Origin of the sequence: Stenotrophomonas sp. Bg11-02 (assembly GCF_002836635.1) — a bacterium.
GTDB lineage: Bacteria > Pseudomonadota > Gammaproteobacteria > Xanthomonadales > Xanthomonadaceae > Stenotrophomonas > Stenotrophomonas lacuserhaii.
The window spans coordinates 15122-28146 of the sequence record NZ_PJAY01000062.1; the positions used below are offsets into that span (position 1 = coordinate 15122).

The following is a 13025-nucleotide window of genomic DNA, read 5'->3' on the forward strand; positions in this document are numbered from 1 at the left end:
ATCCTTCGCCCATGTCCGTTGCTTCCTCGCCTGCCGAACGCCGCCAGCTGATCCAGGCGCTCCCCGAACTCGACGCCGCAGATTCGGTGGCGATCACCCGCTTCCTTGATGCGGCCTGGGCCGAACATGGCCTGGCGCGCGCCAGCGTGGACAGCTACCGGCGGGACCTGGAAGGGTTGGCGCGTTGGCGCAGCGGGCAGGCCGGCGGCCTTGCCGGCGTCGATCGCGCCGGGCTGTTCGACTACCTGGCCTGGCGTACCCGCCACGGGTGGTCGCCGCGCAGCAACGCGCGCCTGCTGTCGGCCCTGCGCGCGTTCTTCGCCGACAGTGTCCGCCGCGGTGCACGCAGCGATGATCCGACCGCCTTGCTGGATCCGCCGAAACTGCCACGGCTGCTGCCCAAGGCGCTGGCGGAAAGCCAGATCGACGCGCTGCTCGCGGCCCCCGACGTCGATACGGCGCTGGGCCTGCGCGACCGCGCGATGCTGGAATTGATGTACGCCGCCGGCCTGCGCGTAAGCGAACTGGTGGGCCTGCCGGCAACCGCGGTGAACCTTCGCCAGGGCGTGCTGCGCGTTACCGGCAAAGGCAGCAAGGAACGGCTGGTTCCGCTCGGCGAGGAGTCCCAGCATTGGCTGGAGCGCTACCTGCAGGAGTCACGACCATCGCTGGCGAACAAGCGCAGCGTGCCGGCCGATACCGGCGGCCAGGTGCCGCTGTTCATCGAGCCGAGCCTGCGCCCGCTCAGCCGCCAGGCATTCTGGCATCTGGTCAAGCGCTATGCGGTGCTGGCCGGGATCGATCCGGTACGGATCAGCCCGCACGGCCTGCGCCACAGCTTCGCCACCCATCTGCTCAACCGGGGAGCCGACCTGCGCGCGTTGCAGATGCTGCTCGGCCACAGCTCACTGTCCACCACCCAGATCTACACGCTGGTGGCGCGCGAGCACCTGCAGAAGCTGCATGCCAAGCATCATCCGCGGGGGTGACCGGCTAGGCGCTGCTGCTGGAGCCCCCGCGTTGCGCGGCAGATGCCGTCCCGGCCCGGTACAGCAGCAGGCGGTCCACGGCTTGCCGTTCAAGTCGAACGGCGTGCTCCTCCCATAACGAAGGCAATGCGTGGTCATTGCAGCTGCGGGGTATGAGGGCGTTCTGGTTGACCTGCTGCCTGATGTACTCCAACAGCTCGAAGGTGCACTGGCAGACCTGTTCGGCGGGTTCGACGTCCGGCTCCCGCAGCGCCAATGCGTCGGCAACTGCGCATTCCATCGTGTCGCGGAACACCTCAAAGCTATTCGGAACCCCACTCCCGCTCCGGGCATGGGCGGCGAGCTGCGTCCATGAAGGGGGTACCGGCCGGACGCTGTCAGGCTCGGCCGGCAGCAACGCAGAGGCCGCGCTGCCCAACATCCGGCGGACAGCATGCCAGGCTTCATCCGGCCCGTCCGGCTGTTGTTCCGCGACGAAGTGCAGGATCTCGCGTGCCGCGCGACGTTCGAGCTGCACCATCTGGTCCAGCGGGCAGCCCGAATCGACCGCTTCCAGATGCGCCAGCCGGCGGACCTGGGCCAGCAGGTCGTCGGAACGGGTGATATGGCCCAGCCATACGGCGTCAGCCAGCATGCAGCGTGCCCGTGCACGAACCATGGCCGGTGCCAGCAGCGCGCCCAGCGCCTGCTTCCTGTCTTCGGTTGCCGCGCAATAGGCGCGTACCAGGACGCTCCGGAATGCCGACGCTGTGGCCACCGGCTGGCGTGCCACCGCCTCATGGCAATCACTGTCGGGCCGCAGCCGTGTGTTGAGCAGCACGTCCTGGCTGGCAAGTCGGCTGGCTTGGCGGTACAGCTGGCCAACGCTAAGGCGTCCTTGGCTGAAGCGGTTGGCGAGCTGTTGCTCCCGATTGCCGATGCCGGTCAAGGCGGCACTGAATCGGGAGGGAGAATAGTGCGCACTGGCCAGCCTGACCTTGGCGGCAAGCTGGTTGAGGACGGTCGCCCGGAACATCAATCCGAGCTGGTTGAGGATCTGCATGAAGCGGCCCGTGGTGTTTTGCAACGAGCTTGCGGCAGGCCTTTTGTGAAAGCTTCCATCAATCGCTCAGGCGATTGCGACACCAACAGCCCATCGCACGAGGCTCAGCCCTGCTGTGCGAGAATCGGGCTCCTTCTGATCCTGCGGGCCCCCGATGTTACGAGTCCTTACTGCCGCGCTGTTCGGCATGCTCAGCCTCAGTGCGTGTGCGCAGCCCGCGCCGCCCGCCGCCAAAACGCCCGCAGCCCCCGCCGCATCGTCACGCGGTGGTGCCGAGCAGAGCGTCCGTGCGGCCTTGACCCAGCTGGATCCCAACTTCAAGCCCGACTACATCGGTGCCGCCCCGTTTCCCGGGTTCCGCGAAGTGGTGGTATCCGGCCAGGTGCTGTACGTGTCCGATGATGGCAAGTACCTGATGCAGTCCCAGCCCTACGACATCCAGGCCAAGGCGCTGGTCAACAGCGAAGGCCTGCTGGCGTATCGTCGCGGCCTGCTGGAGAAGGCCAATCACGGTGACCGCATCGTGTTCGCCGCACCGAATGCCAAGCACACCATCAGTGTCTTCACCGATATCGAGTGTGGTTACTGCCGCAAGCTGCACCAGGATATCGCCGAGCTCAACCGCAATGGCATCACCGTGGAGTACCTCGCCTTCCCGCGCATGGGCCTGGGCAGCAAGGACTACACCGACATGATCTCGGTCTGGTGCGCCAGTGATCGCCGCAAGGCCCTTACCGCCGCCAAGCAGGGCAGCCCGGTACCGGCCAAGAACTGCACCAACCCGGTGGCGATGCAGTACGCACTGGGCCAGCAGCTCGGCGTCAACGGCACGCCGGCGATCTTCGCCGCCGATGGCACCCAGCTGGGTGGCTACCTGCCGCCCGCGCAGCTGAAGGCCGCGCTGGACCGCCGCGCGCGCTGAGCCGATGTTTCCGCAAAGGCGCCGGCCGGTCCGGCGTCTTGGCGGAATCCGCTGCAGTAAACATGCAAGCCGGCGCGGTGAGGCGCGTGCAGGGTAGAGGCCTTCTGCTGGAGATTGCCTCTCATGCTGCCGCGCGCTTCTGCTTCCTCCGTTTCACCGCCCCGTCCGCTGGGCCGATCGCCGGCCCCGCCGCCGAGAGTGCCCATCGCCACCCGCCTGGCCGGCGCTGTGCCGACCGCGATCGCCAACCTGCCGCCGCGACCTGCCACGGCGTGCACGAGGGATACGCGGGACACCCGCCGTGACGACGCCGCCACGGCCATCCGCCGGGTGTCCATCTGCAGTGACGATTCGGATAGCTGGCCGCTGGGCAGCAGCGATGACGCGCTGTTCCTGAAAGCACCCTCGGGCAGCTGGCCGCTGCCGCCGGCCAACGTGTCCCACCTGCGGCCGGCGAAACCTCTCTGATGCTCCGTAAAGCAGACGACGACTCTCCGCAGTGTTCGCGGGGAGCCGTCGCTGGTCTTACTTCAGGCCATCACTGATGCTGCGCGCCAGCGTGCCCTGCGTGTCGTCGCCAGTGAACTCCCAGAAAAACGCCCCGCCCAGTCCCTGGGCTTTGACATAGGTCATCTTGCGGGTCACGTTGGCGGGAGTGTCGTAGCTCCACAGCGTGCTGCCGTTGTAGGCCCAGGTGGCGCCGGCGGTCGTGTCGGTATAGGTCGGCCAGCCCAGGTTCTTCAACACCTTCCAGTCTTCGATGCCGGCCTCATAGGTGCCTGGCGCAGCGCCCGAAGCGGTCTGGTACATGCCGTTGTTGCCGCCGCCCACGCCGTTCCAGCCGCGGCCGTAGAAGCCGATGCCGAGGTTCAGCTTCGACGCCGGAACACCGCGCGCGATGAAGGCTTCGATGGCGTCATTGCTGTTGTACTGCAGCTGGTCGCCAGTGGACGGGTCGGCAGCGGCATTGAACAGCGCCGAGTGATGGTTGGTCCGCGGATCCCACGCGCCGTGGAAGTCGTAGGTCATCACGTTGATGTAATCCAGGTACGGATGATAGGCGGCTGGATTGGTGACCCGGATCTTGTCGATGCCGGCGCCCACGGCGACCGTCAGCAGCAGGCCCGGCCGCACCGCATCGAGCTGGCGGCGGAACTCGGCCAGCAGCGCGGTGAAGTTGGCGTTGTCTTCCGGCGCACCGCAGGCGATGCCGCAGGCGACCGGATACTCCCAGTCGATGTCGATGCCATCGAACACGCCCAATGCTGCCGCCGTGCCGCCCGCGCCATCGGTGACCGGCAGGTTGCCGCGGATGTAGGCGTCGATGCACGAGGCCACGAAGGCCTGGCGGTTCTCCGGGCGGGCGGCGCTGGAGAAGCCGCGCGACCAGGTCCAGCCGCCGAGCGAAATCAGCGCCTTCAGGCCCGGATGCTTGGCCTTCAGCTGCTTCAGCTGGTTCCAGTTTCCACGCAACGGCTGGTCCCAGGTATCGGCACTGCCACTGACGCTTTCGGCGGCGGAGAACGATTTGCTGTAATCGGCGAAGGCATCGCCACCGGCGCCGGTATTGGGGTCCGAAGGCTGGGTGACGCCGACTTCGCAGCGATTGTTGCGTACGTTGCCGAAGGCGTAGTTGATGTGGGTCAAACCCGCTGCCGAGCCGCTGCTGTCGATGTTCTTCACCCGGTAGTTGCGGCCATAGATGCCCCACTGGGTGAAGTAGCCGATGACCCGCTTGCCGGTGGTGCCCCCATCGCCGGCCAGGGTCGTTGCGCTGACCGTACCGCCCTGGGCCGACGCATTGCCGGCATTGTCGCGCGCACGGACCCGGTAGCTGTAGCTGGTGGAGGGCGCCAGTCCGCCATCGATGTAGGACGCGCTGGTGGGTGAGCCGACCAGGCTGCCGTTGCGGTACACGTCATAGCCGGCCACGCCGCTTCCGCCGTTGTTGTCGGTGGATGCGTTCCAGCTGAGGGCAACGCTGTTGGCGGTGCGGGTACCTACGGCGAGCCCGCCAGGCACGCTGGGCGCGGTGGTGTCGCCACTGGCCGCGTTGACGGTGATGGAGATCGTGGCGGTGCTGGCCGTGGCGTTGTTGTTGTCGGTGGCCACCGCGCGCACGGTGTGGGTACCGGCGCTGGCATTGGCCCAGCTGGCACTGTAAGGCGCGCTGGTGTCGATGCCGATGGAGCTGCCACCACGGAAGAACTCGACCTTGCTGATGCTGCCATCGGTGTCGCTGGCGTTGGCGCTGACGTTCACCGTGCTGCCGGCGCTGAAGGTGGCGCCGTTGGAAGGCGAGGTCAGGCTGACCACCGGCGGCTGGTTGCTGCCGCTGCCGTCGCAGGCGCCGAGGTTGGTGTAGTACGGGGCGCCGGCGGGGTGGTCCGGCGGGGCATTCCAGATGTCCTGTTTGGCCTGGTACAGCACCCCGCCTTTCTGCAGGGTGTCGCCGGCGCGGTAGATCTTGGCTTGGTCCCATTGGCCCACGCCCGCGCAGTTGGCGGCTTGCGCCAGCCCAGGCAGGGCGCCACTGATGGCCAGGGCAAGAAGCCACCCGGGGCGGTGCGGGAACGAGCGGGCGGGACGAGCGGCACTGCGTGCAATCGGGTCATGCATGGGATATCTCCGATCGAATCAGATTTTCGCGCGGGTCACGATGACGCCGCGCGTGACGCAGGTCCGCGCGCCGCAGGCAGGCGGCGGAGGGGAGCGGACGACACCGCCACCCTGGGGTGGTCGGTGACGACAACGTTGTCATCAATGCACACCGCAAACCGTGATCTGGTTCCCTGTTTGTGTGTGAAGGTGGTTACGCCTACATTCGCGAGGATTACAGGCGGAAAGTCTCCCGGTGAGGTCGCGCCGATTCACGCCGTGTCAGGTCTGCAGCATTTGCCACGCGGACGATGTCCCAACAGGCATTGATGTCCTCGGTGACGCGCTGCTCGTGCTTGTCCAGCAATTCACTCGCGCGGATGCCTGTCAACGTGTCAAGCATCTCCTTGATCACGCCCTGTTTGATCTCCGCGTCCCTGGTAAAGAGTTCGGCTTCATCAAGCCCCGCGGGATTGTCGGTGAGTACCTGTTCGATTCTTTCGACGTAGTGTTTCCAGGCCGTCTTAAGTGCGGCCCGGATCCGATGCTGCAGTGTCGTATCAACGGCATCCAGCATCCCGGCCACTGACTCCACCAGATCGTTGACCGTTGGTTCATGGATCGAAGACAGAGCCTGCGGAGCGTAAACATCCGTGGCAAGGAGGTCGTCTTTCTCGAACATGTAGTCGTCCGGCGCGACCGAGCCGATGGTGCGCTGCTCGGTCAGCGGACCCTCAACGGCGGTCAGGAGCTGCAACGCATCCTGTCGGGTCCAGAGATGCTCCGCGAGCTGTTGGCGCAGGGCCAGGTTCGACGCCGCCATGTCGGGGCTGTCCAGTGCCTTGGACAGGCAGCTGAAGAAGCAGTCGCCATCGGCCGCGACGTCATCGACGACCGCATCCCGGTCGCGCCGCAGCAGGCTGAAATGACGGTCGTGGCGCAGCAGGATGATCTCGTCGTCCTCTACCTCGGGCAACTCCCCGCCGCCCGGGTAATGATATGCCTCGGGTTGCCCGGGGCGGTAAAGATGGATCGCGTCATTGTCGGCATCCACGATGCGCAGCGCGCGGCCTTCGGGCCAGTCCGCGCTGTCAACGATGAACGGAACCAGGTCGCCAGCGCCTTCGTTCCACACACGCGGTTGCTGGAGCAGCTCCAGGGAGAGGCCGACGCAGAGCAGATCTCGTTGCTGATCGGTGAGCTGTGCCAACCGGGGACAGCCCGGACCAGGCATGCGAACGGCATCGCGAATGTCGCGCAATGTATCCAGCGACACGCTGGCCGGCTGGATGCCAAGTTCCTGGGCAAGCAGCTCGAAGGCGTGTCTGCTGATGGGCGCATGCACAGGCGCCGTTGCAGCCTGGCTGAAAGCGAGGAACGCGGGATCCCGCATGCCGGTGAGAAGCTCGCCGTTGCGTGGCGGCTGTGCGGTGGGTTCTGCGCCGTTGCGGATAGTGGCCACCGGGAATCCGAAATGGCCACTTGAACGCGGGCGACGTATGGCCGGCGAGGTTACCGTTACGGGTAGCGACGTAACGCGCGGCGCCGACAGGTTATCGGGAGAGGTGGTTGCAGGCACGGCGGGCGGATTCCGAAAAGGAGAGGCGTGCGGCAGGCTTCAGCCGTCGGCGTTTCGCGCCTGGGCGATTTCTGTGCTGATGCCCTGCACGGCGACGTCCGCGGTCCGCGTGGCAGCGGTCGCGTTTGCCTGTGCTGCGTAGTGCCCGCTCTGCCACTTCAACCTGATCGTGGCGATCCTGTCCAACGCGCGATCGCCTGCTCCTTCCCCCGGCCTGCTGACCGGCTGCGACGCGGTTGGCGCGCCGGCCGGCACCACCGCTTTCGCAGGTTGCGCCTCGTTTCCTGCCGCCCCGGTGGCGGCTGCGACCAGCACGCCAAAGGTCGATCGCGGCAACGACGCACGCGCGGCGTCGCCGGCCGGACGCTCCATGGCGGTGCGCAGGCCGGGGCCGGCGTTACGCCTGATGGAGGTGAGCGCTTGGTCGGGATCGAACTTGCCGTTCTTCAGGGTGAGGTCGGTGAATGCGCACAGTTTGCGCGTGCTGGCGGGCAGGGTTGGCCGCGCGCTCTGCTCAGCAGCGACCTGCTGCGCAGGGATGAGAAACGAAGACGATTTCGGCCCCCAGGCCCGCATGCCTTGCGCGTAGTTGACCAATCGGTGGGGCACCAGGGGGGTGCGCTGCGCCGGCGATGCGGCCTGCACGGCTGCGCTGGCCTGTACGGTACGCGGCAAGGGTGCAATCGCGCAGTGCATGGGGGGAGGGCTGTAGACGACGCGGATCATGGGGCTTTCGCCTGCAAAGGGAAGGTGGCGCCAGCTTGGCCGCCACCGCGCCGGGACGCTGTCGGAAATCGCGCAGCTGCTGGCTCGCCACGGTCATGTCCGGCCATCGCGGCACCGACCAGCTTCCGATGGATGCCGTAGGGATGCAGTTCGCTTTTCTGCGGGCGCGTGGGATAGCTGTGCGGGGGATGGGGGCAGTGCACCGATGGCCTCGGGATCAGGCCACGCAGCAGGTCGTCAAGGCGTTGCATGTCCGGGCAGTCGCGGCGCCGCGCGGCCATCTGCCGTGCGCAGGCAACGGCCTCTGCGGCCAGGTCCTCCCCATCGGAAGCGCACAGTGACAGGCCGCTGTCGGGTGAGCCGGGCATGCCGTGCAACGGACCCGTAATGGACTTCCACGCACTGGATTCACCCCCGGCCGCGGCATCCCGCGCCTGCTTCAGCGCGACCGCGCGCGCCACCGTGCCACGCACAACGCTGGTGCTGGTGCGGCTGGGCCAGGGCTCGCTGCCGTGGCTTGTATTGCGCTCCAACAGCGGCAGTCCCTGCAGGCTGAGCAGGCCCAGCGGATGATGCTCCTCGCGGCGCACCACGATCTGCTGTTCGCACAACCAGCTCTCCAGATCCAGGCTGGGCTCGAAGCGCTTGCGCACGGCCTCGACGATCCTCGGCGGAGCCGACACCTGCGGCCTCTGCCAAGGGCCGCAGCGGGCCAGCGCGAATACACGCGACGGAGGCAACGGGAGGGCGCCGTACAGCGGCCGGGGCGGTTGAGGGTGCGCTTGCGGTCGCTGCGGCGAGGGTGCGGGGCGTACCAGGCTGAGCGGGTCCGGCTGCCCTTGCCAGAAGCGCATGGCGTTTTCACGCACGGCGCGAAGCCCACCCAGGTCCAGCTGGTGATTGGCGATCCGGCCCGGCCGGCAGTTGACGACATGCCGGGGCACGGGGGCGGGGGCCAGCCCGGCCGCGCTGATCTGGCGCAGGCCTTGCCGCAGCAGGGCGGTCGAGGACAGGCGTCCGGGTGTAGTGGACAGAGTGGTCGCGGAAGCAGGAAGCATGGCAGCGTGCCTGTCGGGAAAGGGGCGATCACCTTCGCGCGTGGTCCGCGCAGCGGCCTCCAGTAATCGGCCATCCGGGCCCGCCGCGCCGCTTCCGGTACACTATCGGGCCCGTTTCCCAACCACGGTTCCCCGGACATGATGGTCCTCGAGGGCGCGCCCGCCCTGTCGGCGTTCCGCCGCGAACGTCTCGAATCCCGCCTGCAGTCCATTGCCGCCGATCTGCGCATCAGCGGAGCCTGGCAGGTCTACTTCATCCAGCCCGACGGGCAGGGCGTGGCCGATACCGCCACGCTGTGCCGGATCCTGGAGGCGCGCGAACGGGCCGAGCCGGTGGCCGAAGGCGCCACCCAGCGCTTCGTGGTGCCGCGCCTGGGTACCCTTTCGCCGTGGTCCAGCAAGGCCACCGAACTGGTACGCGGTGCGGGCCAGCCGGTCAGCCGGGTGGAACGCGGCCTGCGCATCGATGTGCTGGGCTGGCCGACCGACGCGGCGGTGCAGCAGGCGTTGGTGAAGGCGCTGCATGACCCGATGACGCAGTCGGTACTGCAGACGGTGGAGCAGGGCAGCACGCTGTTCTCCACCCCGGCGCGCGGCGAACTGGAACGTGTGGCACTGGATGACCTGGAAGGCGCCAACCAGCGCCTCGGCCTGGCCATGGCGCAGGACGAGATCGACTACCTGCGCGAGCGCTTCGGCCAGCTCGGGCGCAAACCGTCTGACGTGGAGCTGATGATGTTCGCGCAGGCGAACTCCGAGCACTGCCGGCACAAGATATTCAACGCCAGCTGGACCATCGACGGCCACGAGCAGGATCGTTCGCTGTTCCGGATGATCAAGAACACCCACCAGCAGACCCCGCAGCACACGCTCAGCGCTTACAGCGACAACGCTGCGGTGATCGAGGGCCATCCGGCCGCGCGTTATCGTCCGGATCCGGCCAGCGGCGAGTACCGCAGCGAAGCGGTGCTGCCCAGCGCGTTCCAGATCAAGGTGGAAACCCACAATCACCCGACCGCGATCGCTCCGTTCCCGGGCGCGGCGACCGGTGCCGGCGGTGAGATCCGCGACGAAGGCGCGACCGGCCGCGGCGGCAAGCCGAAGGCCGGCCTGACCGGTTTCTCGGTGTCGCACCTGCGCATCCCGACCCTGCCGCAGCCGTGGGAGGCGCCGCGCGCGCTGAACCCGCGCATGGCCCCGGCGCTGGACATCATGCTCGACGGCCCGCTCGGCGGTGCCGCGTTCAACAACGAATTCGGCCGGCCGAACCTGCTCGGTTACTTCCGCACCTTCGAGTTGGCCGAGGGCGGCATCACCCGCGCCTACGACAAGCCGATCATGCTGGCCGGCGGCCTGGGCGCCATCGATCGGGTGCAGGTCGACAAGATTCCATTGCAGGCCGGCGATGCGGTGATCGTGCTGGGCGGCCCGGCGATGCTGATCGGCCTGGGCGGCGGTGCCGCCTCGTCGGTGGCCTCCGGCGAAAGTGCCGAAGACCTCGATTTCGCCAGCGTGCAGCGCGACAACCCGGAAATGGAGCGTCGCTGCCAGGAAGTGATCGACCGCTGCGTCGGCATGGGGCTGGACAACCCGATCAAGTTCTTCCATGACGTTGGTGCCGGCGGCCTGTCCAATGCCATCCCGGAGCTGCTGCACGATTCCGGCGTGGGCGGGGTGATCGACCTGGGCAAGGTGCCCAGCGATGATCCCTCGCTGTCGCCGATGCAGCTGTGGTGCAACGAATCGCAGGAACGCTACGTGCTGGGCGTGGCCCAGGAACGGCTGGCCGAATTCGCCGCGCTGTGCGCGCGCGAGCGCTGCCCGTTCGCCGCCGTGGGCGTGGCGACCACCGAAGAACACCTGGTGGTGGCTTACGGTGCGACGCCGGGCAACATCCCGGCCGACGCTCCGATCGACCTGCCGATGGACGTGCTGTTCGGCAAGCCGCCGAAGATGCATCGTGATACCAGCCACCCGCCGGCGCCGCGCTGGCCGGCGTTGAAGACCAGCGGCCTGGACCTGCATGAAGCCGGCCTGCGGGTACTGGCGCACCCGACGGTGGCGGCGAAGAATTTCCTGGTCACCATCGGCGATCGCAGTGTCGGTGGCCTGACCGCGCGCGAGCAGATGATCGGGCCGTGGCAGGTACCGGTATCGGACGTGGCGATCACCTTGACCGGCTTCGATGGCGTGGTCGGCGAGGCGATGTCACTGGGCGAACGCACCCCGTTGGCCCTGCTGGACGCCGCCGCATCGGCCCGCATGGCTGTCGGCGAGGCGATCACCAACCTGTGTGCCGCCCCGGTGGATGCGCTGGATGAGGTGAAGCTGTCGGCGAACTGGATGGCCGCGGCCGGCCATGAGGGCGAAGACGCGCTGCTGTACGACGCGGTCAAGGCGGTGGGCATGCAGCTGTGCCCGCAGCTGGACATCAGCATTCCGGTTGGCAAGGATTCGCTGTCGATGCAGGCGCAATGGCATGACGCAGGCGAGGCGCACAAGAGTGTGTCGCCGGTGTCGCTGGTGATCACCGCCTTCGCCCCGGTGCTGGACGTGCGCCAGCAGCTGACCCCGCTGCTGCAGCGGGACCTGGACAGCGAGCTGTGGCTGATCGGCCTGGGTGCCGGCAAGCAGCGCATGGGCGGTTCGATCCTGGCCCAGGTGCACGCCGACCACGGTGGCCTGCCGGCCTTCGGTGGCACCGCGCCGGACCTGGATGATCCGCAGCGGCTGCGCGCATTCTTCGAACTGATCCGCGATGCGCGCCGTGACGGCCTGCTGATGGCCTACCACGACCGCAGCGACGGCGGCGCGTTTGCCGCACTGTGCGAGATGGCGTTTGCCTCGCGGATGGGCCTGGACATCCTGCTCGATGCCTGGGGCGATGATCCGTTCCGCAGCCTGTTCAACGAAGAGCTGGGCGCGGTGGTGCAGGTCGCGCGCGAAGACCGGGCGGCGTTCGCCGACCTGGTGGAACGACACGCCCTGACCGAGTGCGCGCAGCGCATCGCGCGGCCGACCACCGCACCGGTGGTGCGTGTATCGCTGCACGGCGAAAACGTGGTCGAGTGGCGCTGGGAAGCGCTGTTCGATGCCTGGTGGTCGGTCACCCATGCCATGCAGAAACTGCGTGACAACCCTGAGACCGCCGACCAGGAGCGCGAGGTGGCACGTGCGTTCAATGCGCCGGGCCTGAAGCCGAAGCTGGGCTTCGACCTGGATGAGGACATCGGTGCGCCGTTCATCAACACCGGCATCCGGCCGAAGGTCGCGATCCTCCGCGAGCAGGGCGTCAACGGCCAGATTGAAATGGCGAACGCCTTTGAACGTGCCGGCTTCAGTGCGTTCGATGTGCACATGAGCGACCTGATCGAAGGCCGCGTGGACCTGCGCGATTTCACTGGGCTGGCCGCCTGCGGTGGCTTCAGCTACGGCGACGTGCTCGGTGCCGGGCGTGGCTGGGCGACCTCGATCCTGGAGCGCAACGCGCTGCGTGATGCGTTCGCGGCGTTCTTCGCGCGCGAAGACAGTTTCTCGCTCGGCGTCTGCAACGGTTGCCAGATGATCAGCCAGCTCAAGTCGATCATCCCGGGTGCCGAGCACTGGCCGCAGTTCCGCCGCAATGCCAGCGAGCAGTTCGAAGCCCGCACCGCGCTGCTGGAAGTGGTGGAATCACCTTCGATCCTGCTGCGCGGGATGGCCGGTTCGCGGCTGCCGGTGGCGGTGGCGCACGGGGAAGGCCGCGCGGTGTTCGACACCGCCGTGGACCAGGCCGCGGCACGGGTGTCACTGCGCTATATCGACGGCGACGGCAACGTGGCCGGCCAGTATCCGCTGAACCCGAACGGGTCCCCTGAGGGCATCACCGGCCTGACCAGTACCGATGGCCGGGTCACGATCATGATGCCGCATCCGGAACGCACGCCACGTGCGCTCAACCTGAGCTGGGCACCTGCTGAATGGCAGGGCGACTCGCCCTGGCTGCGGATGTTCCGCAACGCCCGCGCATGGTGCGGCTGAACCCCGTTCAGTGATGCAGAGCGCCAATTCGCAGGCGTACTGAGAACCCGCCGGGCAGCCGGCGGGTTTTTTCTTGCGGCGCGCCCAATGG

General features: G+C 67.6%; 9 protein-coding genes. 4 read left to right on the forward strand and 5 right to left on the reverse strand.

What is annotated here, in order from left to right; genetic code table 11:
* Nucleotides 1-11: 11 nt before the first annotated feature.
* Entirely contained in the window at nt 12-989 is a 978-nt protein-coding gene (gene xerD, locus CXG43_RS13005) for a site-specific tyrosine recombinase XerD (protein WP_101100299.1), read from the forward strand.
* Between the two features lie 4 nt (nt 990-993).
* On the opposite strand, the gene CXG43_RS13010 is transcribed toward xerD, so the two are convergent.
* On the reverse strand, nt 994-2031 hold the full coding sequence (locus CXG43_RS13010; protein WP_157825012.1) for a hypothetical protein: 1038 nt from the start codon (nt 2029-2031) through the stop codon (nt 994-996).
* A 154-nt stretch (nt 2032-2185) separates the two neighbouring features.
* On the opposite strand from CXG43_RS13010, the gene CXG43_RS13015 reads away from it, so the two are divergent.
* On the forward strand, nt 2186-2953 hold the full coding sequence (locus CXG43_RS13015; RefSeq protein ID WP_101100301.1) for a thioredoxin fold domain-containing protein: 768 nt from the start codon (nt 2186-2188) through the stop codon (nt 2951-2953).
* 198 nt (nt 2954-3151) lie between these two features.
* Entirely contained in the window at nt 3152-3421 is a 270-nt protein-coding gene (locus CXG43_RS13020; protein ID WP_101100302.1) for a hypothetical protein, read from the forward strand.
* A gap of 57 nt (nt 3422-3478) precedes the next feature.
* Here the strand turns inward: CXG43_RS13020 and CXG43_RS13025 are convergent, their stop codons facing one another.
* From CXG43_RS13025 to CXG43_RS13045, 4 genes are all read right to left on the reverse strand, one after another.
* Complete coding sequence (locus CXG43_RS13025; protein WP_101100303.1) at nt 3479-5572, reverse strand: glycosyl hydrolase family 18 protein; 2094 nt, start codon at nt 5570-5572, stop codon at nt 3479-3481.
* A gap of 214 nt (nt 5573-5786) precedes the next feature.
* A complete protein-coding gene (locus CXG43_RS19175; protein WP_157825010.1) occupies nt 5787-7013 on the reverse strand; it encodes a hypothetical protein in 1227 nt (408 codons plus the stop codon).
* A 156-nt stretch (nt 7014-7169) separates the two neighbouring features.
* Nucleotides 7170-7856 carry a hypothetical protein gene (locus CXG43_RS13040; RefSeq protein WP_157825008.1) on the reverse strand — a complete coding sequence of 229 codons (687 nt, stop codon included), beginning with the start codon at nt 7854-7856 and terminating at the stop codon, nt 7170-7172.
* Nucleotides 7853-8914 (reverse strand): hypothetical protein, encoded by a 1062-nt coding sequence (locus CXG43_RS13045; RefSeq protein WP_101100307.1) that lies wholly within the window; start codon nt 8912-8914, stop codon nt 7853-7855. The genes CXG43_RS13040 and CXG43_RS13045 overlap by 4 nt, the downstream gene beginning before the upstream one ends.
* Before the next feature lie 138 nt (nt 8915-9052).
* Here CXG43_RS13045 and purL point away from each other — a divergent pair, with 138 nt between their 5' ends.
* Entirely contained in the window at nt 9053-12934 is a 3882-nt protein-coding gene (purL, locus tag CXG43_RS13050) for a phosphoribosylformylglycinamidine synthase (RefSeq protein ID WP_101100308.1), read from the forward strand.
* Nucleotides 12935-13025: the final 91 nt, after the last annotated feature.